This is a genomic window from Streptomyces sp. NPDC059787 (assembly GCF_042732315.1).
Classification (GTDB): domain Bacteria; phylum Actinomycetota; class Actinomycetes; order Streptomycetales; family Streptomycetaceae; genus Streptomyces; species Streptomyces atrovirens.
Window position 1 is genome coordinate 116707 of sequence record NZ_JBHWHX010000002.1, and the last position, 17998, is coordinate 134704.

The 17998-nt window shown below is 68.8% G+C and carries 19 protein-coding genes; 6 read left to right on the top strand and 13 right to left on the bottom strand.

Annotation, left to right across the window (positions count from 1 at the left end; translation table 11 throughout):
• Nucleotides 1-38 precede the first annotated feature (38 nt).
• Nucleotides 39-521: an NUDIX domain-containing protein gene (locus ACFV5H_RS02515; protein WP_385046936.1), complete on the top strand. Its 483-nt coding sequence runs from the start codon at nucleotides 39-41 to the stop codon at nucleotides 519-521.
• Between the two features lie 10 nt (nucleotides 522-531).
• Here the strand turns inward: ACFV5H_RS02515 and ACFV5H_RS02520 are convergent, their stop codons facing one another.
• Nucleotides 532-1161 carry an HAD family hydrolase gene (locus tag ACFV5H_RS02520; protein WP_385046933.1) on the bottom strand — a complete coding sequence of 210 codons (630 nt, stop codon included), beginning with the start codon at nucleotides 1159-1161 and terminating at the stop codon, nucleotides 532-534.
• Nucleotides 1162-1358: 197 nt separating this feature from the next.
• On the opposite strand from ACFV5H_RS02520, the gene ACFV5H_RS02525 reads away from it, so the two are divergent.
• Entirely contained in the window at nucleotides 1359-2225 is an 867-nt protein-coding gene (locus ACFV5H_RS02525) for a GNAT family N-acetyltransferase (RefSeq protein WP_385192371.1), read from the top strand.
• Between the two features lie 71 nt (nucleotides 2226-2296).
• Here ACFV5H_RS02525 and ACFV5H_RS02530 read toward each other — a convergent pair whose 3' ends face one another.
• Together ACFV5H_RS02530 and ACFV5H_RS02535 are read right to left on the bottom strand one after the other, a co-directional pair.
• Nucleotides 2297-2716, bottom strand: a complete 420-nt coding sequence (locus ACFV5H_RS02530; RefSeq protein WP_385046928.1) for a heme-binding protein — start codon at nucleotides 2714-2716, stop codon at nucleotides 2297-2299.
• A 101-nt stretch (nucleotides 2717-2817) separates the two neighbouring features.
• Nucleotides 2818-4026, bottom strand: coding sequence for an MFS transporter (locus ACFV5H_RS02535; RefSeq protein ID WP_385046925.1), 1209 nt, complete (start codon nucleotides 4024-4026; stop codon nucleotides 2818-2820).
• Between the two features lie 141 nt (nucleotides 4027-4167).
• Here ACFV5H_RS02535 and ACFV5H_RS02540 point away from each other — a divergent pair, with 141 nt between their 5' ends.
• Both ACFV5H_RS02540 and ACFV5H_RS02545 read left to right on the top strand, forming a co-directional pair.
• The gene (locus ACFV5H_RS02540; protein WP_385046922.1) at nucleotides 4168-4632 is read left to right on the top strand and encodes a MarR family winged helix-turn-helix transcriptional regulator; all 465 of its coding nucleotides are present in this window, start codon (nucleotides 4168-4170) and stop codon (nucleotides 4630-4632) included.
• Between the two features lie 9 nt (nucleotides 4633-4641).
• Nucleotides 4642-5094 (top strand): GNAT family N-acetyltransferase, encoded by a 453-nt coding sequence (locus tag ACFV5H_RS02545; RefSeq protein ID WP_385192374.1) that lies wholly within the window; start codon nucleotides 4642-4644, stop codon nucleotides 5092-5094.
• Nucleotides 5095-5151: 57 nt separating this feature from the next.
• On the opposite strand, the gene ACFV5H_RS02550 is transcribed toward ACFV5H_RS02545, so the two are convergent.
• The 3 genes from ACFV5H_RS02550 to ACFV5H_RS02560 all read right to left on the bottom strand — a co-directional run bounded on the left by ACFV5H_RS02550 (nucleotide 5152) and on the right by ACFV5H_RS02560 (nucleotide 8136).
• Nucleotides 5152-6540, bottom strand: a complete 1389-nt coding sequence (locus tag ACFV5H_RS02550; RefSeq protein ID WP_385046916.1) for a serine hydrolase domain-containing protein — start codon at nucleotides 6538-6540, stop codon at nucleotides 5152-5154.
• A 163-nt stretch (nucleotides 6541-6703) separates the two neighbouring features.
• Nucleotides 6704-7546 (bottom strand): alpha/beta fold hydrolase, encoded by an 843-nt coding sequence (locus ACFV5H_RS02555; RefSeq protein WP_385192376.1) that lies wholly within the window; start codon nucleotides 7544-7546, stop codon nucleotides 6704-6706.
• Nucleotides 7543-8136: a TetR/AcrR family transcriptional regulator gene (locus ACFV5H_RS02560; RefSeq protein ID WP_385192379.1), complete on the bottom strand. Its 594-nt coding sequence runs from the start codon at nucleotides 8134-8136 to the stop codon at nucleotides 7543-7545. Before ACFV5H_RS02560 ends, ACFV5H_RS02555 begins: the two co-directional genes overlap by 4 nt.
• 634 nt (nucleotides 8137-8770) lie before the next feature.
• On the opposite strand from ACFV5H_RS02560, the gene ACFV5H_RS02565 reads away from it, so the two are divergent.
• On the top strand, nucleotides 8771-9877 hold the full coding sequence (locus ACFV5H_RS02565; RefSeq protein WP_385192381.1) for a hypothetical protein: 1107 nt from the start codon (nucleotides 8771-8773) through the stop codon (nucleotides 9875-9877).
• Here the strand turns inward: ACFV5H_RS02565 and ACFV5H_RS02570 are convergent.
• The 4 genes from ACFV5H_RS02570 to dnaB form a co-directional block, all read right to left on the bottom strand.
• Nucleotides 9846-10397 carry a TniQ family protein gene (locus ACFV5H_RS02570; protein WP_385192604.1) on the bottom strand — a complete coding sequence of 184 codons (552 nt, stop codon included), beginning with the start codon at nucleotides 10395-10397 and terminating at the stop codon, nucleotides 9846-9848. The two genes, ACFV5H_RS02565 and ACFV5H_RS02570, sit on opposite strands and share 32 nt — an antisense overlap.
• 484 nt (nucleotides 10398-10881) lie before the next feature.
• The gene (locus ACFV5H_RS02575; protein ID WP_385192606.1) at nucleotides 10882-12096 is read right to left on the bottom strand and encodes a helix-turn-helix domain-containing protein; all 1215 of its coding nucleotides are present in this window, start codon (nucleotides 12094-12096) and stop codon (nucleotides 10882-10884) included.
• Nucleotides 12097-12383: 287 nt separating this feature from the next.
• The gene (locus tag ACFV5H_RS02580) at nucleotides 12384-13091 is read right to left on the bottom strand and encodes a TnsA-like heteromeric transposase endonuclease subunit (RefSeq protein WP_385192382.1); all 708 of its coding nucleotides are present in this window, start codon (nucleotides 13089-13091) and stop codon (nucleotides 12384-12386) included.
• 196 nt (nucleotides 13092-13287) lie between these two features.
• A complete protein-coding gene (gene dnaB, locus ACFV5H_RS02585; RefSeq protein ID WP_385046904.1) occupies nucleotides 13288-14766 on the bottom strand; it encodes a replicative DNA helicase in 1479 nt (492 codons plus the stop codon).
• 460 nt (nucleotides 14767-15226) lie between these two features.
• Between dnaB and ACFV5H_RS02590 the strand changes: the two genes are divergently transcribed.
• Nucleotides 15227-16564 carry an MATE family efflux transporter gene (locus ACFV5H_RS02590; RefSeq protein WP_385046901.1) on the top strand — a complete coding sequence of 446 codons (1338 nt, stop codon included), beginning with the start codon at nucleotides 15227-15229 and terminating at the stop codon, nucleotides 16562-16564.
• A gap of 82 nt (nucleotides 16565-16646) precedes the next feature.
• Here ACFV5H_RS02590 and rplI read toward each other — a convergent pair whose 3' ends face one another.
• Genes rplI through ACFV5H_RS02605 form a run of 3 tightly spaced genes read right to left on the bottom strand, consistent with a single transcriptional unit; the run spans nucleotide 16647 to nucleotide 17978 of the window.
• Nucleotides 16647-17093 (bottom strand): 50S ribosomal protein L9, encoded by a 447-nt coding sequence (rplI, locus tag ACFV5H_RS02595; RefSeq protein ID WP_385046898.1) that lies wholly within the window; start codon nucleotides 17091-17093, stop codon nucleotides 16647-16649.
• Nucleotides 17094-17111: 18 nt separating this feature from the next.
• Nucleotides 17112-17348: a 30S ribosomal protein S18 gene (rpsR, locus tag ACFV5H_RS02600; protein WP_003949403.1), complete on the bottom strand. Its 237-nt coding sequence runs from the start codon at nucleotides 17346-17348 to the stop codon at nucleotides 17112-17114.
• A gap of 42 nt (nucleotides 17349-17390) precedes the next feature.
• Nucleotides 17391-17978 (bottom strand): single-stranded DNA-binding protein, encoded by a 588-nt coding sequence (locus ACFV5H_RS02605; RefSeq protein WP_073933342.1) that lies wholly within the window; start codon nucleotides 17976-17978, stop codon nucleotides 17391-17393.
• Between the last annotated feature and the right edge of the window lie 20 nt (nucleotides 17979-17998).

Sequence of the window (17998 nt, forward strand, 5' to 3'; positions counted from 1 at the left end):
GATGTTTCACGTGGAACCAGCCGGGCCACATTTCCTCCATGACCGTCCGACCCGTGGTCAAGCGCACCGCCCGAGCCGTTCTGCTGGACGGCGAGAACCTGATTCTGATCAAGCGCACCAAACCCGGTGTGGATCCCTACTGGCTCACCCCGGGCGGCGGAGTGGAGCCGGAGGACTCCACCGTCGTGGACGCCCTGCACCGGGAGGTGTACGAGGAGCTCGGCGCGAAGATCACCGACGTGGTGCCCTGTTTCGTCGACACCGTGGAGCACATCGGCGAGGACGGCGGCGCCACCGGCGTGAAGGTGCAGCACTTCTTCGTATGCCGCCTGGAATCCATGGACCCCTCCCTGCGCCACGGCCCGGAGGTCGACGAACCCGTCGGCGAGTACGAGATCGTCCGCGTGCCGTTCACCCGCGTCGGGATCGCTTCCGTCCACCTGGTACCGCTGTCGCTGCGGCACTACCTGGACGGCAACATCGAGGGCGTACGCGCCATGCACGCCCCCGACCTGGGGTGACACCCGAACCTTACGCGGCCCGCACCAGTTCGTAGGCTTCCCAGAGGTCCTGCCCGGTGTAGGAGTGGGTCGCGAGGCCGGTCAGGTGCCGGTCCGCGTTGACCGCGACGGAGACCGGCACCGCGCCGAACAGGTCCTTGTCCGACATCGAGTCGCCATAAGCGACGCAGTCCGCGCGGGTCACCCCGAACTCCGCGCACAGACGGTCGGCGATCCGGACCTTGGCCGCCGCGTTGAGGACGCCGGCCGGGTCCACGGGCTCCACGAACGGCACGGTGGGAAAGCGAGAGCCGTACGCCGCGTGCGCACCCCAGTCGGTGAGCCGCTCCACGAAGAAGGACGGGGACAGCGAGACAACGGCGCAGTAGTCACCGTTCCGTGTGAGCTCCGCCCAGACCTCGCGGATACGGGCCAGCCATGGAGCCGCTTCGAACGCCGCCGCCACATGCGCCTCGGTGAGACCGGCCCAGAGGGTGTGCACCTGTGTGGCGTACTCCGGTGGTCCGATCAGGCCGGAGGAGATCGCCCGGTCAAGGGCCACCGCCTCGGCCTCCACTCCCAGTTGCCGCGAGATCTCCACGGGAGCCGAGGTGCCGTGGAGCAGGGTGCCGTCGAGATCGAAGAGATGCAGCCTCGCCATGAGCGACGAGGTTAATGGCTCCTGCTCCCTTCGTCTCCGGGGTAAGGAACCGGCCACGCGCCGTTCTCGCATGTTTCACGTGAAACATGCCGTGCCCGTGTCCGCGCTCCGTCTGTGACCACGGCATGGCCGAAAGCTCGCACGAGTCTCCTGAAACGGGTGGACGTCGAAGCCCCCTGTCGGACAGCCTGACCTGCGTGCCGACACCTTCTCTTGCCTCTCTGCCCATCCGCCGTCTGACGCTCCGCGACCTCACCGCCTGCGCCGACTTGTCCGAGGACCGGGGGTGGCCACGGGAGGAGCACAAGTGGGGCCTCCTCCTCACGGCCGGGAAGGGCTACGGCATCGACGATCCCGACGGTGGCCTGGTGGCCGCCTGTGTCGTCACCGAGTACGGACCGCGGGAACAACCCGCTCTCGCGGCCGTCGGCATGGTCCTGGTCGCCGAACGGCATGCCCGCCAGGGCGTGGGGCGCCGGCTCATGCGTCACATCGTCTCCGCGAGGGGCACCACGCCCCTCACCCTGCACGCGACCCCCTTCGGCCGGCCGCTCTACGAGGAGCTCGGTTTCAAGGTCACCGGCCGTGCCGAGATGCTGCGTGGCCACTTCGTCCCCACCGGTGACCGGGTGGAGGTCGCCACCCGGGCCGCGACCGCGGAGGATCTCCCCTCGGTCGTCCGGCTCGACGAGGAGGTGTTCGGTACCGACCGGACGCACATCGTCACCCGCCTGCCCGCCTTCGCCGATCAGCTGCGCGTCGCCGAGGAGGGCGGACGGATCATCGGTTACGCGGCCGCCTGGCCCAATATGGACACCCATGTCGTCGGGCCGCTCATCGCCCGCGACACGGCGACGGCCGAGGCACTGCTCGCTTCGCTCGCCGCCCGCACCGACCGGCCGCTGCGCACCGACATCGATGTACGGCACGAAGAGCTGCTGAGCTGGGTGAAGGCACACGGGCTGGCGTCCGTCGCGTCGAACGCCGTCATGACGTACGGGATCACGGAGCTGCCCGGGGACTGGAGCCGGCGGTTCGCCCCGGTGACGGTCGCTGCGGCCTGACATCCATCGGATGTGACGACGGCGGCCCCGGGCTTCGGGGCCGGCGTCGTCACATGCGGTGGGCGTCATCGTCAGACGAGGGCCTCCACGGCGGCCGTGGCGAAGGCATGGTCCTGCTCCGGGGCGCCACCGCCGACACCGATCGCGCCGATCAGCCGGCCGTCGCGCCGGACGGGCACGCCCCCTGCGATGAACAGCAGTGGCCGGTCGAGTGCGGTGGGTAGGGTGTGGAAGAGACCTCCGGGCTGCACGGCGTCCACGAGGTCGGCGGTCGGCGCGTTCAGTTGGAGCGCGGTGTACGCCTTGCGGGTGCTGGTCTCCCCGGAGATCAGCACGGCACGGTCGTCCCGGCGGAAGGCGAGCAGGTGCCCGCCCGCGTCGAGGACGGTGACGCTGACCGTGACACCGGCCGCCTCGGCGGCCTGGCGTGCGGCGACGACCAGGGATTCGGCATCCGCGGTGGTGAGCGGGGCGACGGCGGTGGTGCTCATGAGGTGGTTCTCCTTGTGGTGCGGGTGATGTCGGTAGGGCCGGAGTGAGGAGTCGGCGGATGCGGGGACGGCCCTGGCCCCGCATCTGCCGGTCCTGTGGGTCAGTGGGGGACGGCGGTCCGCTGCTCGGTGGTCACCGGGCCGGTGAGCACGGTGGCGGGCGGGGTGTCGCGGCGCTCGAGAGCGGCCGAGACGAACGCCAGCACCAGGGCACCCGCGGCGAGAACGGCACCGACCCAGTTGGGTGCGGTGTAGCCGAGGCCGGCCCCGATCACGAGGCCGCCGAGCCAGGCGGACAGCGCGTTGCCGAGGTTGAAGGCGCCGATGTTCAGGGCCGAGGCCAGGGTGGGGGCGCCGTGCGCCTGGTCGAGGACCCGCTTCTGCAGGGGCGGCACCGTGGCGAATCCCAGGGCGCCGACGAGGGCGATGGTGACGGCGGCGGTGATCTTGTTGTGCGCGGTCAGGGTGAAGAGCGCGAGGACGAGGGCGAGGGCGCCCAGGGAGAGGTACAGCATGGGCATCAGGGCGCGGTCCGCGTACCTGCCGCCGATGAGATTGCCGCCGACCATGCCGAGGCCGAAGAGGACCAGCAGCCAGGTCACGGAGCCGTCGGCGAAACCGGTGACGTGCGTCATCATCGGCGCGATGTAGGTGATGGCCGCGAAGACGCCACCGAATCCGAGGACGGTCATCGCCATGGCGAGCAGGATCTGGACGTTCTTCAGGGCGGCCAGTTCATGCCGCAGCCGCACGCCCTCGGCCTTGGGCATGTCGGGGACCAGCCTGGCGATGCCGGCCAGGCCGACGACGCCGAGGGCGGCGACGATGCCGAAGGTGACCCGCCAGCCGATGGACTGGCCGACGAGCGTGCCCAGCGGAACGCCGACGACGTTGGCGACGGTCAGTCCGGTGAACATCAGGGCGATGGCTCCGGCCTTCTTGTCCGGGGCGACCAGGTCGGCCGCGACCACCGAGCCGATACCGAAGAAGGCGCCGTGGGCCAGTGAGGCGACCACCCGTCCGGTCAGCATGAGGCCGAAGGACGGGGCCAGCGCGGACAGCAGGTTCCCGGCGATGAACAGCCCCATCAGCAGCATCAGCATCCGCTTGCGGGAGATCCTGGTGCCGAGCACGGTCATCAGCGGGGCTCCGAGCATGACGCCCAGCGCGTAGCCGGTCACCAGATAGCCGGCGGTGGGGATGGAGACACCGAAGTCACCCGCGACCTCGGGCAGCAAGCCCATGATCACGAACTCCGTGGTTCCGATTCCGAAGGCCCCGATCGCGAGGGCCAGAAGCGCGAGAGGCATGGGGGACAGACCTTCCCAGACGATTGCAGGAGCGCTTTGCGTGCTCCGACAATAATTGCAGACGCTGGTTATTTGCAAGCGCCGTATATTGCGGGCTTGCTCTACCCTGGTGTCAGCAGCTCCTGGACGGAGGAAACGCCCATGACAGCCACGGACCCCGCGCTCACCGCCCTCGCTCAGGGCTGGTGCGCGCTCTCCCTGCTGCACGGGAGGATCGAGGCCCACATCGAGCGCGCCCTTCAGGCCCGGCACGATCTGAGCGTGCGGGAGTACTCCCTGCTCGACGTACTGAGCCGACAGCACGACGGTGACGGGGGCCATCTGCAGATGAAGCAGGTCGCCGACGCGGTCGTGCTCAGCCAGAGCGCCACCACGCGCCTGGTCACCCGCCTCGAGGACCGCGGACTGCTGGAGCGCTACCTGTGCCCCACCGACCGCCGGGGCATCTACACCAACGTCACCGAGGCCGGCCTCAAGTTGCTGGGCGAGGCGCGGCCGACCAACGACACGGCCCTGCGCGAGGCCCTCGACACGGCGGCGGAGAACCCCGACCTCGCTCCCCTGGTCCGGGCCGTGGAAACACTGAAGGCGCCGGTGCCCGCGTAGGGTGCCGGCATGGATGATCTGGAGATACGGGCCGCGGTCGCCGACGACGTCCCCGCCATCGTCGGCATGCTCGCGGACGACCCCCTGGGCGCGCGGCGCGAGTCGCCGGACGACCTCAGCCCGTACCTGACCGCGCTGGAGCGGCTCGATGCCGACCCGAACCAGCACCTGGTCGTCGCGGTCCGTGAAGGCCGCGTCGTCGGCACGCTTCAGCTCACGGTCGTTCCCGGACTCTCCCGCCGCGGCGCCACCCGGTCGATCATCGAAGCGGTCCGCGTCCACGCCGACGAGCGCGGCAGCGGCCTGGGAAGCAGGCTCGTCAAGTGGGCGATCGACGCCTCCCGCCGAGAGGGCTGCCAACTGGTCCAGCTGACCTCCGACAACACCCGGACCGATGCCCACCGCTTCTACGAGCGACTCGGCTTCACGGCCTCCCACGTGGGCTTCAAACTGCCGCTGTGACCAAAGGCCCGGGGCCCTGTTTCACGTGAAACAGGGCCCCGCTCGCACTCCTGGACGCTAACCGATACCCCGCCATCCCGCCGGGTCCACTCCGCCCGGCACAGGAGCCCTCTCGTCGTACGGTTGACGTGTGAACACGAACGACCCCAGGTCGAGATGGCTCAGCGAGCCGTCCGGCCGCCGTACGGGCTTCAGGAGTTCTCCGGCGTAGTAGCCCTCCAGGCCCACCCAGGTGCCGTCCTCCGCCGGACGGAAACGCGAGCGCCGGCCGTTGCCGGACAGCGGCTCCAACGAGACGAGACCGTCGGCCGAGAGCCGGAGCGCGAACGCGGACGTCCCCCAGTACCACTGCCCCACCAGCTCCAGTACCGCCGGATCCGCCTCTCGCAACGGCTGCCAGGGAGCCGGGATACGTGGTTCCGCCTCGGCCACGATCCGGACGAGGTCGGCGGCGACCGTGAACGGCGCCGGTCCGGACGTGCAGTTGGCCAGGACCACCGCGCTCACGTCGTCCGCCACTCCGATCGTGAGGCAGGCGAGGAAGCCCGGCAGTGAACCCGTGTGCCCGACGAGAGAACGTCCGTGCTGGTGACGGATCTCCATGCCCAGGCAGTACGCGTAGCCGCTCGCCACGTCCGCCGCCTCGACCGGTGCGGCCGGCGTCCTCATCTCCCGCAACGACTCGGCGCTCAGCACCCGTTCGTCGCCCTCGGCCAGGAAGGCGGCGAAGCGCGCCAGATCAGCCGCGGTGGACCACAACTGGCCGGCGGGCGCCATCACCCCGAGGTCCTCCAGGGGCTCGGGCAGCATCACATCGGCCCATGGATGCACCGCCCAGCCACCCGCGTGCGGCGCTTCCGCGCGCACGGTCGTGCGACGCAGCCCCAGAGGCACGAGCACTTCGCGCCGAAGCACCTCCTCCCACGAGGCGCCGCGCAGCTCCTCGACCAGGGCGCCGAGCAACGCGTATCCGGGGTTCGAATAGTGGAACCGCCGGCCGGCGGGGTGCACCAGGGGACGCTCGCCCAGCACGTCGGCGAGGCCGGGGCGCAGGGAACCAGGGGTCCGCTCCCACCAGGGTCCGGGCGTCTCGGCGGCCAACCCGGCACTGTGTGCGAGCAGTTCGGCGACGGTCACGTCGCCCACGCCCGTACCCGGCAGGTGTTTCTCCAGCGGGTCGGCGAGGTCGAGCGCTCCCTCGTCGCGCAGCCGGAGCACCAGAACGGCCGTGAAGGTCTTGGTGATCGAACCGATCCGGTACTGCACGTGCTCGTCCGGAGCGTGTCCTTCCACCGACGTCCGCGCCCCCGTCCACACGGTCTTCCCGCCCCGCACCACGGCCGCGACGAGCGACGGCGCGCGTCCTTCGCTCTGGGCGACGGCGATCCTGTGCAGCAGCGCCCGCCGGGTACCGGGCAGCAGTTCTTCCTGATGAGGTGTCGTCATGCCCTCAGTTCAGCAGGTGCAGGTTCTCCGGTCCGCTGTCATATGGCGATGCTGTGACCTGCTGTTCTGCCTGCTGTCTCAGATCGTGACGGATGAGTTGAGTCTCAGGATCGTGTCATTTCCTTCGACCGCCTCCGGCGGAGTTGAGCAGGTCATGCGCGATTCAGATCGAGGCTTGGAGGGCCTTCCGCAGGAGCTCGCCGAACTCTGTGGGGTGTGTGGTCAATCCGATGTGCCCGCCGGGGAAGTGCTGGAGTTCCGTGCCGAGACGCTCGGCCAGGAAAGCTGCCGAGCGGTAGGGCAGCTCACCGTGTGAGTCCTGGCCACCGGCGATCACGAGCCGGTCCGACAGCCCCTCCAGCCGACGGATGTCCGGCGCGTAGGACATGAAGCTGGGCACGATCCGCCCGACGAAGTACGGCAGGTTGGCCATCGTCTGCTCGGCCCGCGCCGCTGCCTGGGGCGGAAGCTTGAGCTCGGCCTTCGGCTCGGTGGTGTCGCCGTCCTTCTTCAGGCCCGCAGCGAACACGGCCATCGCCGGCATGAGCCCTTGGGTGCGGAACGTGTCCCGCACGTGTGCGATGAGTGCACGGTGTTCAGCCGCGTCCGGCAGGACCTCCACTACTGGCGGCTCGTGCGCCACAACGCGTGTGATGCGTTCGGGGTGGGCGGTGAGCAGGTGCAGGGAGACGATCGCGCCCGAACTGGCGCCGAATAACAGGGCGGGCTCACCGGGCGACAGCAGTTCCAGCATCCGGAACGCGTCATCGGCGTGCTCGGCCACTTGCTGCTCGGCGTCGGGGTCGTCCAGCGTGCTGCGGGACATGCCGCGCGGGTCGTAGGTCGCGACTGTGCATTCGGCAGCCAGGTCGTCGGCGATGCCGTCGAAGGATGCCGCGCCGCCCGTCCCTCCGGGGATCAGTAGCACGAGCGGACCCTGGCCTCGCACTTCGTAGTGCAAGGTCGCGCCGTTCACACGCAGGCTGCCGATGGTCGGGTCGGTCATGAGGAGTCTCCTTCTCGGGACGGGGGCCAGTGCTCCAGGAGGGCGTGCAGGGCGTCGAGCGCGCGGATCCAGGACTGCTGCGGCGAACGTTCGTGCGCGAAGCCGCCCGCCGCTTCCAGGGCGACGAACCCGTGGAACGTGCTGCGCAGCAACCGGACCGCGTCGGTCAGGTCCGGCTCGGCCAGTCCGTAGCCGCGCAGCATGCCGTAGGTCAGCTCGACCGCCCGCCGTGGTCCGGGCGCCTTTGCGGCCAGCTCGGGGGCGATCTGGATCGGGGTCTGCGTTGCCATGTAGCGGCCCGGATGCTGGTGGGCGTACTCCCGCCAGGCATTCGCGAAGGCGACGAGCGCCTCCTTGCCTGCTCGCCCGGCGGTCACCTCCGCGATGCGGATGGTCTTCTCGTCCGCCGCCAGCAGGGCGATCCGACCGCGCAGATCCTCCAGGCTGCGGACGTGCGTGTAGAGGCTCGCGTCCTTCACGCCCAGTCGCCGCGCCACCTGCGACATGGTCACCTGGTCGAGCCCGACGTCGTCCGCCAGCTCTGCGCCCGCGACCGTCACCCGCTCCGCTGTCAGCCCGGCCCGCACCATGCACCCTCCTAAGATCCTTGAGGCCCTAGTTTTAACCTAGGGGTCCTAGGAAAGCAATCGAGGGTGTAAGCAAGGAGGGCGTCCGCGGGATCACGGGCTGCCTGACAGTTCCTCGGTTGGTGGGCTCATCAGGGCATCACGCGGTAAGCCCGTTGTTCGTGCCGGCGCGGTCTGCCGCCCGGAGGGCAGCTTCGTGGGAGGCTCCGCCGCGGGCTCGGAGGGGGATCTTGTGGGTGTGGGCCCATCTCGCCATGTTCGCGGTGCTCATGCCCTTCTCCTGGGCGAGATCGAGCAGGGTCCGGCGGTGGTGAACGTACTGTTCGATGAGCCAGTCGCGGTCGATGGTTCCGCGGGGCTTGTAGTCCTGCGGGCCGTCGCGGAGCAGGATGCCCGGCAGGCTTCGTTCACGAGAATGGGCAGCAGATGTTCGCCGCTTCGGGAGGCGCCACAGCGCACCGGGAGTTCGAACACTGAGTGAGTCGCTTGCCGCAGTCAGAGGCGGCGGTTGGCACTTGCCCGCGCTGCGTTGATGCTCCACGACGGTGGCAGGTACCGCTCCCGCACGGATGAGAAAACATGTTGGTCGGCTGTCGGCGAGCTGCCAGGATGCGTCCGATTCCCAATCGGAGGACATTTGTTCGTTTTCGTGTGTGCGGGATGCGGTGCCGGGTTGACCACCCCGCTGTCCCAGGTCTCACTGCCGGTCCACGCCCGTCAGAAGTACGGGAACGGGGTCCAGCTTCCGGTGCTCATGGAGTCCGGGACGTTTGCCGTGGATCCGGACCCCTGGGGAGGGCCGTGGCGGCTGTGGGACGAGATCGATCCTGGCGAGGCGGAGGCGCGCGGTATCTACGCGCCGGTGTACGCCCTGTCCGACAGCACGCCTGGGGCGAGTGTCATTGCGCCCGGTGATATCCGTGGAACCCGGCTGATTCCTGAGAAGCGCGACGGTGCCTGTTGCGGCCTCGACGGGGCCGACGGGCCCAACATGGCGTGTGAGGCATGCGACCTCCCCGTGGCGGCCAGGGTCGATGATTGCTCGCTCTGGCAGGCAGTGCGGCTCAGCCCGGACGCTGTGCACCGCGTTCCCGTTGACGGTATCCACGCTGCGCCCCTCTCCTGGAAGGAGCTGGCAGAGAGGGGGGAGAAAACGCCTCCGTTCGAGCCGATTGCCACGTGGGGAGGACGGTCGGGGGCAAACCACTACTGGTCGTGGAGTCCGCAGTGGGAGGCGGCAGCCGGCCAGGCGCTCGCCCACCTGCTGGTTGCCTCCCAAGGGCAGCCGGTCAAGGTCCCAGGCGGTCTGACCGCGGACATGTTCCAACGCGCGCTCGACGCCCTGCTGCCCGCAGGCCCCCCGAAGCGGCGCGCCGTTCTGGCTGGCCCGGGGCAGCCATCCCCGGACGCGGGCGTCGACATCCTCCTCGTACCGGTCCATCCTCAGACAGGCCGGACCTGGACCCCCGCTGGCCCGACTGCGTCGGCATACCTGGTGCCCCTGCCGCTGGGGGTGTGGCTGTGGCTGGTCTCTCCCCAGCCCTACCTGCCGGTTCCCGCGTCAGGCCGCATACCCCAAGACGTCTTCCGCGACGACCCGCTCCCGCTGCTCCCCAATCACCTGCTTCGGGCCGACCGGGGAACGTTCCAGCACACCTTGGTCCGGCTACCAGCCGTGCGCAGCCCGTGGCTGCGCACGATCCTCAAGAACCTCACGCAGGGCACCTCGACCAACCTCTTCTAGCCGCCTGGCAATCGAACAGCGCCAGACTCTCGTGCCTCCCAAAGTGGTCGACATCTGCTGTCCAATCTCGTGAACAAAGCCACCCGGCAGGAAGTCGGAGCGTACGGGTCTGTGTCAGATCGAATCCACAGCCCCCGGAAGGCGGACGTCCCGGTCTCGCAGAGAGGGCGCCGCAAAGAGCCGGGTGAGGGACGACCTCCCCGGACCGGGGCCGCTGCCTGGGGACGCGCCCGCAGGCAGAGCAGCAGTCCGCCAGTAGTTGCAGGTGCAGCGGGCAGGCGAAGGACCAGCCCAGACGCCAGGTGAGTTGCCAGCGGCCGCTGCTGTGCTTGAGGCAGTCCGGGCAGAACCGCCAGCCGGCACCACGGCCCCAGAGCACCCAGCGGTTGACGTACCGGCGCTCGAAGTTGATGCGAAGGGCCCGCTCGGCGTAGTACGCCAGCGTCATGGCCGTGACCGTCCGCTCGTCCAGCCCGCTCGCATGCGCGATGGCCGCGGTCTGGTCCGCGCCCAGCAGGATCTTCCAGTCCGGCGTACGGAGGGAAGAGAGACGACTGTCTCCGCGTCGGACTCAGGCAGTTCGAGGGCTGTCTGCTCGCGCGAGAGCCGAAGTGCCATGCGCCGCTCGGCCAGCGTGGTGCCCAGGCCCAGGTTCCAGCGCTCCAGCAGATCGGCGACTGCAAGCCGGTCATCGGGGGCAGCGGTACTTTGCTGCGGCCAGCTTCCGGGCGAACGCCAGCGCGTCCTCGCTCAGCGGCATCCGCGCCGACGGGGCGTGCTCCCAGGTCAGCGTGTGCCAGCCACGCGTAGAGGGGTCACGGAAGTAGATCCGGGTGACATCGTCCGGGTCGACCTGGAACGGCCAGCCGTTCCGAAGTGGCCCGTCGTAGGGGCTGTGGACGCCGGGCTCAGGAAGGCCCGGACCGCTGTAGCGACGGCGGCCGATCTCGACACCGTAGTGCTGGACCGTGCGCCACTTCGTGGGCAGGAACTCAAACGCGAGATCACGGTCCCGGGGACCTCGATGTATCCGGATCGGGCCATGCCGTGCTCGAACATCTGCGCCGGGGACATCCGCAGCCCCGCGTCGACCAGACTGGAGTGCGGCCGACAGTGAGAGACCGTCGCAGTCCACTCCCGGATGATCTCCTCCAATTCGTCGAGGAAGAAGAACGCCTCCGCCTCCGGATCCTCCCCACGGGAGTGGATGTCTGGGCCCTTGTAGCCGGGCAGGGCCTGCAGCAGGTCCTCACGCAAGGTTCGGAAGAACCGCTCAACCGGGCCTTTGTCCCGACCTGTCCGCAGCCGAGCGGGCTGCATCGAGATCCCCATGCGTCTGCAGACACTGGTGAGGTGGTCCGAGACGTAGACCTTGCCGTGGTCGACCACCAGCGTCTCCGGGACGATCGGCGGCAAGGCCAGGCCCACCCCCCTCGACGGCAACGTCGACCAGCGCGGTGCGCGGGATGCCATGCTCGGGCCAGACGGCCCCGCGCGGCCAGTCCTCGCTGAACGGGCCGAGGGCGGAAGGATTCGAAGAGCACCGCCGCGACGTCCACGGCCTTCGTGGAGACCGGCGTCACCCTCACCCCGGTGATGCAGCGGGTGTACCAGTCCATGCCGATACTCAGCTCGGCCTGCACCCACCGCAGTGTGAGCGGATCGAACGCGAACACGTCCAGCCGGGTTGAGTCCATCAGCAGGTACTCGCCCGGCCTTGTGGGCCGCAGCTTCCCGTAGAGACCCTCCGGCCGGTCGGCGATGTCACGGTTCCGCTTCGTGCTCAGCCGGAACAGCGGATGCTGGCGTTCCAGATCCTCCAGAATCCGAAACGCCGTCGCCCGGCTCGGCTGCGGGACCGCCTCCGGGCCGAACCGGGCGATCACCCGCGCTCGGGTCCTCTCGATCACCATCGTCCGTGAGGGCCTCGACGCGTCGGTGTGCTCGACCATGACTTCCAGCGCCGTCTCCACCCACCGCTGGTCCACCGATGCCGCTGGACCATTGGCATGCCCCTTCCTGGGGGCCAGCCCGGCCTCGCCCCGGTCACGGAAGGCAGCGAGCCACCGTTCGATGGTGCGGACGGTAACGCCGAGTTCCGCCGCCTTGGCCGTCTTCTTCGCCTCCATCGGCGCAGCCGGGGCGTACTCCCCCCGCGGCTCACCGTCGGCCGCTAACTCCGGGCTGCCCGACCGGTAGCCCGTCAGCACTTCTTTCATGTGGCCGGCCCGCTCGGCCGTCAGCTCGCGCTCTTCGTCGTTGAGCTGGTCCAAGACCACCGAGGCGACCTCGTCGGCATCTCCTCTCGAAGGACCAGGACCGTCGTGGAGCACACGAGCGCGGTCGGAGAAGAGCAGTTCCTTCCGCGACAGACACTGAACACGGCCGCGACCATCCTTCAGGACGACCTCGTTGCCCGCCGTCGTCGTAGCCAACTCGACCACCTCGACGGCCTCGCCGTCGTAGAGGAAGCGCGTCCCGACACCGACCCGTGTTCCGGCGCCGCTCACGCCGAATTCCCCAGCACCGTCGAAGACCGCAGCGGACGCGTGAGATCTATTCGCATCTCGTGCCTCCACAGCAAATGGTGGATTGCGGCCCGAACCCGCGCCTCCGCTTGGCCGGGAACGCGCCGGGCAGCTTCCCCTAGCGCGACACCGTCCAGGTCAACACGGCGCACGTCCTCAAGGAGCTCAGGGCTGAACAACCAATCGCGGAGGTACCCGGCAAGGAAGCGGATGTTGGCCAGCTCCGTCTGCGCCGGCTCGCTCCACACCTCGTAGCGCCACCCGCGCGACTCCACCACCTGCCGGGTCCACGCGAAAGTGAAGGCCACCGTCGGCTTCGACAACCACCTCCGCGGCTTGACGTCCACGACGACCGGGCCATCCTCAGTGGTCAGGAAGTAGTCCGGGATGTGTTTGCGGGTCTTCCCCTCCACCTCGGCCTTCAACAGGAACGGCTGGGCCACGACGCCGCGTACCGAAGGGTCGAAGTCGGCGAACAGCAACCGCGCAAGCTCCAGGCGTGACTCGTAGATCACGTGATCCCGCGCCGTCGCAGCCCAGTACGTGCCGGAATAGTGTTGCTGCCCCTTGTACCAGCGGAACGTCCGCCAGGGAGCGGCTGACTGAAGTGATGCCGCTGCCACAGATTCCCAGGGCCGGTCCTCAACTCTCCCGCCCTGCCTGCGGAAGCTGACCTCCGCGTCCATGCCCACCCCCAGGTCGGACTGCCGTCCACAGCACAGCGCTCCCGTCGACACGCCAACGGGAGCACAACTTCATGGCTTCACTCGAACGAGCGACTGTCACGACCTGCGAGTCTCAAGTCGGTGTCGCATCCGACTCTGATCCGACATCACCTCTGAGATTCCGACACGAAGTTTGAGAACCTACAGCAGGAACGGATCAGGTCTGCGCCATGTCCACGAAGCGCGAGTAGTGGCCCTGGAAGGCGACCGTGATCGTGGCCGTCGGACCGTTTCGGTGCTTCGCCACGATCAGGTCCGCCTCACCCGCGCGCGGGGACTCCTTCTCGTAGGCGTCCTCGCGGTGCAGCAGGATGACCATGTCGGCGTCCTGCTCGATGGACCCGGACTCACGCAGGTCGGAGACCATCGGCTTCTTGTCCGTGCGCTGCTCTGGGCCACGGTTGAGCTGGGAGAGCGCGATGACCGGGATCTCCAGTTCCTTGGCGAGCAGCTTGAGGTTACGGGACATGTCCGAGACCTCCTGCTGACGGCTCTCGGAGCGCTTGGAACCGCCGGACTGCATCAGCTGGAGGTAGTCGATGACGACCAGCTTCAGATCGTTGCGCTGCTTGAGGCGACGGCACTTGGCACGGATCTCCATCATCGACAGGTTCGGGGAGTCGTCGATGTAGAGCGGTGCCGCCGAGACGTCCGGCATCCGGCGTGCCAGGCGCGTCCAGTCCTCGTCGGTCATCGTGCCGGAGCGCATGTGGTGCAGGGCGACGCGGGCTTCGGCGGACAGCAGGCGCATCGCGATCTCGTTGCGCCCCATCTCGAGCGAGAAGATGACGCTCGGCAGGTTGTTCTTGATGGACGCGGCCCGCGCGAAGTCCAGGGCGAGCGTCGACTTGCCCATCGCGGGACGCGCGGCGATGACGATCATCTGCCCCGGGTGCAGGCCGTTGGTGAGCGAGTCGAAGTCGGTGAACCCGGTGGGCACCCCGGTCATCTCACCACTGCGCGATCCGATCGCCTCGATCTCGTCGAGCGCGCCCTCCATGATGTCGCCGAGCGGCAGGTAGTCCTCGCTGGTGCGCTGCTCGGTGACCGCGTAGATCTCCGCCTGCGCGCGGTTGACGATCTCGTCGACGTCGTCGTCGGCCGCGTATCCCATCTGTGTGATGCGCGTGCCGGCCTCGACCAGGCGGCGCAGCACGGCGCGCTCGTGCACGATCTCCGCGTAGTAGGCCGCGTTGGCCGCCGTGGGGACCGTCTGGACGAGGTTGTGCAAGTACGAGGCCCCGCCGACCTTGTTGATCTCACCGCGCTTGGTCAGCTCCGCGGCGATGGTGATGGGGTCGGCCGGCTCGCCCTTGGCGTAGATGTCGAGGATGGCCGTGTAGATGGTCTCGTGGGCCGGCTTGTAGAAGTCGTGGCCCTTGAGGATCTCGACGACGTCGGCGATGGCGTCCTTGGACAGCAGCATGCCGCCCAGCACGGACTGCTCGGCCTCGAGGTCCTGCGGCGGCACCCTTTCGAACGCGGAGCCTCCGCCGTCCCACGCGCCGTTGTCCCGGCCGCGGTCGTGCTGCTCGTCACGGCCCCTGCCCCGGTCCTCGCGGCGACGGGAGGCGGGCAGACGATCACTGGGTCCGCTCTCGGCCCACGGGTCGTCCAAGGGCTCGGAAATGCTCACCGAGCCACCTCCTCCCGTCCGCCGGAACGGACCTCGCCGTGCCTCTCTGTTCTACGGCACGGCACTGACAAATAAGAGGCCCAACTCCAGTTGTCACACGCCGGGTTTGTGGTGTTTCTGAAACCGGTGGACGGAGCGAGCGCCGGACCACCGTAGGCCCGTCGGCACCGTCAGCCAATCTGGTTATCCACAGGCCCTGTGGACGACTGGCCCAATGCTGTGGAGAACTCCGTGAAACCTGTGCACGAGCCGGTGGACAGCCCTGTGAACAAGCCCAAACCTTTGACATCCACAGGGCTGTGACCTGCATTTTCATCATCCACCGGCTGTGCAGAAGAAAAAGTTGCCCAGTCGGCTCAAGATCGCTTCATGCGATGTACCCAAGCCCACACCCAGAGCCACAAAGTAAGGGTCTATAGGGCTTTGCATCTCTTACCTGTGGACGATTAGATTGGTGCACATGACACAGGCCCCCGCGCGGCCCGGAGCCGCTCGACGGCGGCATGACCGCGAAATCGTCATGCTGGCAGTCCCCGCCTTCGGCGCCCTCGTCGCCGAGCCGCTCTTCGTCATGGCGGACAGCGCCGTCGTCGGCCATCTGGGCACGGCACAGCTCGCCGGTCTCGGCGTCGCCTCGGCCCTCCTGATGACCGCCGTGAGCGTCTTCGTCTTCCTGGCCTACGCCACCACGGCCGCCGTCGCCCGGCGCGTCGGAGCCGGCGACCTGTCCTCGGCCATCCGCCAGGGCATGGACGGGATCTGGCTGGCCCTGTTCCTCGGCGCCACCGTCATGGCCGTCGTCCTGCCCACGGCACCCGCCCTCGTGGACCTCTTCGGCGCCTCCGACACGGCGGCTCCCCACGCGACCACCTATCTGCGGATCTCCACACTCGGCATACCGGCCATGCTGGTCGTGCTCGCCGCGACCGGTGTCCTGCGCGGACTGCAGAACACCAGGACACCGCTCTACGTCGCCATCGCCGGCTTCGCCGCCAACGGTGTGCTCAATGTCGCCCTGGTCTACGGCGCCGGCCTGGGCATAGCGGGCTCCGCCTGGGGCACCGTCATCGCGCAGTGGGGCATGGCAGCGGTCTACCTGACCGTGGTGCTGCGCGGAGCGCGCAGGCACGGGGCGTCGCTGCGCCCGGACGCCGCCGGGATCAGGGCATCCGCCCGAGCGGGCGTTCCCCTGCTGGTCCGGACCCTCTCGCTCCGGGCGATCCTGATGATCGCGACAGCCGTCGCCGCCCGTCTCGGTGACTCCGAGATCGCGGCCCACCAGATCATCCTCTCCCTGTGGAGCCTGCTCGCCTTCGCGCTGGACGCCATCGCCATCGCCGGGCAGGCCATCATCGGGCGTTATCTGGGCGCCGGCGACGACCGGGGTGCCCGTGAGGCATGCCGCCGCATGGTCGAGTGGGGTATCGCGGTCGGTGTCGTCCTCGGCGTCCTGGTGGTGCTCGCCCGGCCGGTGTTCCTGCCCCTGTTCACCAGTGACGCCACGGTGACGGACGCGGCACTGCCCGCCCTGGTGCTGGTGGCGCTGTCCCAGCCGATCTGCGGCGTCGTCTTCGTCCTGGACGGGGTCCTGATGGGCGCGGGCGACGGACCGTACCTGGCCTGGGCGATGCTGCTGACCCTCGCGGTGTTCACCCCCGCCGCCCTGCTGGTTCCCTCACTCGGGGGCGGACTCACCGCACTGTGGGCCACGATGACGCTCATGATGACCGTGCGGATGCTGACCCTGTGGTTCCGTACCCGGTCCGGCCGCTGGATCGTCACGGGCGCCGCACGCTGAGCGTTTCACGTGGAACACGGCGATGGGGGCCGCACCCCGAAGGGTGCGGCCCCCATGCTCACTGCTTCAACGAGCTCGGCACTCAGCCGGCGACGACCTCGATGTCGACCTTGGCGGCCACCTCGGGGTGCAGACGCACGGACGTCTCGTAGGCGCCCAGCGTCTTGATCGGCGAGCCCAGCTCGATGCGGCGCTTGTCGACCTCGGGACCACCGGCGGCCTTGATCGCCGAAGCGATGTCGGCCGGGGTGACGGAACCGAAGAGACGACCGGCGTCGCCGGAGCGGACGGCCAGACGGACCTTGACGCCCTCGAGCTGGGCCTTCACCTGGTTGGCCTGCTCGATGGTCTGGATCTCGTGGATCTTGCGAGCACGACGGATCTGCTCGACGTCCTTCTCGCCGCCCTTGGTCCAGCGGATCGCGAGCTTCCGCGGAACCAGGTAGTTGCGAGCGTAACCGTCCTTGACGTCGACGACGTCGCCCGCGGCACCGAGGCCGGAGACCTCGTGGGTGAGGATGATCTTCATGAGTCGGTCACCCTTCCCTTATCGCGCGGTGGAGGTATAGGGCAGCAGCGCCATCTCACGGCTGTTCTTGACGGCCGTGGCGACGTCACGCTGGTGCTGCGTGCAGTTGCCGGTCACGCGGCGGGCACGGATCTTGCCGCGGTCGGAAATGAACTTCCGCAGCATGTTCGTGTCCTTGTAGTCCACGTACGTGACCTTGTCCTTGCAGAATGCGCAGACCTTCTTCTTAGGCTTGCGCACAGGCGGCTTCGCCATGATGTTTCTCCTGTGTGATCAAGAAGTGTGGGTACGGCCCGCCTAGAAGGGGGGCTCGTCCGAGTAGCCGCCGCCGCTGCCGCCGGAGCCACCGCCCCAGCCGCCGCCACCACCCTGCTGGCCACCGGCGGGAGCGCCGGTCGCCCACGGGTCGTCGGCGGGAGCGCCACCGCCCTGCTGGCCACCGCCGGGGCCGCCGCCCCAGCCGCCGCCACCCTGGCCGCCACCGCCGCCGTAACCGCCACCACCCTGCTGACCACCGCGGCCGGTGGTCTTGGTGACCTTGGCCGTGGCGTTGCGCAGGCTGGCGCCGACTTCCTCGACGTCCAGCTCGTAGACCGTGCGCTTGACGCCCTCACGGTCCTCGTAGGACCGCTGCTTCAGCCGGCCCTGCACAATGACGCGCATGCCTCGCTGGAGCGACTCGGCGACGTTCTCCGCCGCCTGACGCCAGACCGAGCAGGTCAGGAACAGGCTCTCGCCGTCCTTCCACTCGTTCGTCTGACGGTCGAAGGTGCGGGGGGTCGACGCGACACGGAACTTCGCGACGGCCGCACCGGACGGGGTGAAGCGCAGCTCGGGGTCGTCGACAAGATTGCCGACGACCGTGATGACGGTCTCGCCTGCCATGGGGAACCTCTCGGCGGGTT

What these genes read in the sequence shown, in the direction of transcription:
- ACFV5H_RS02515 (WP_385046936.1), top strand. Translation starts at nt 39, where the DNA reads ATGACCGTCCGACCCGTGGTCAAGCGCACCGCCCGAGCCGTTCTGCTG.
- ACFV5H_RS02520 (WP_385046933.1), bottom strand. Translation starts at nt 1,161, where the DNA reads ATGGCGAGGCTGCATCTCTTCGATCTCGACGGCACCCTGCTCCACGGC.
- ACFV5H_RS02530 (WP_385046928.1), bottom strand. Translation starts at nt 2,716, where the DNA reads ATGAGCACCACCGCCGTCGCCCCGCTCACCACCGCGGATGCCGAATCC.
- ACFV5H_RS02535 (WP_385046925.1), bottom strand. Translation starts at nt 4,026, where the DNA reads ATGCCTCTCGCGCTTCTGGCCCTCGCGATCGGGGCCTTCGGAATCGGA.
- ACFV5H_RS02540 (WP_385046922.1), top strand. Translation starts at nt 4,168, where the DNA reads ATGACAGCCACGGACCCCGCGCTCACCGCCCTCGCTCAGGGCTGGTGC.
- ACFV5H_RS02545 (WP_385192374.1), top strand. Translation starts at nt 4,642, where the DNA reads ATGGATGATCTGGAGATACGGGCCGCGGTCGCCGACGACGTCCCCGCC.
- ACFV5H_RS02550 (WP_385046916.1), bottom strand. Translation starts at nt 6,540, where the DNA reads ATGACGACACCTCATCAGGAAGAACTGCTGCCCGGTACCCGGCGGGCG.
- ACFV5H_RS02555 (WP_385192376.1), bottom strand. Translation starts at nt 7,546, where the DNA reads ATGACCGACCCGACCATCGGCAGCCTGCGTGTGAACGGCGCGACCTTG.
- ACFV5H_RS02560 (WP_385192379.1), bottom strand. Translation starts at nt 8,136, where the DNA reads ATGGTGCGGGCCGGGCTGACAGCGGAGCGGGTGACGGTCGCGGGCGCA.
- ACFV5H_RS02575 (WP_385192606.1), bottom strand. Translation starts at nt 12,096, where the DNA reads ATGAAAGAAGTGCTGACGGGCTACCGGTCGGGCAGCCCGGAGTTAGCG.
- ACFV5H_RS02580 (WP_385192382.1), bottom strand. Translation starts at nt 13,091, where the DNA reads ATGGACGCGGAGGTCAGCTTCCGCAGGCAGGGCGGGAGAGTTGAGGAC.
- ACFV5H_RS02590 (WP_385046901.1), top strand. Translation starts at nt 15,227, where the DNA reads ATGACACAGGCCCCCGCGCGGCCCGGAGCCGCTCGACGGCGGCATGAC.
- rplI (WP_385046898.1), bottom strand. Translation starts at nt 17,093, where the DNA reads ATGAAGATCATCCTCACCCACGAGGTCTCCGGCCTCGGTGCCGCGGGC.
- rpsR (WP_003949403.1), bottom strand. Translation starts at nt 17,348, where the DNA reads ATGGCGAAGCCGCCTGTGCGCAAGCCTAAGAAGAAGGTCTGCGCATTC.
- ACFV5H_RS02605 (WP_073933342.1), bottom strand. Translation starts at nt 17,978, where the DNA reads ATGGCAGGCGAGACCGTCATCACGGTCGTCGGCAATCTTGTCGACGAC.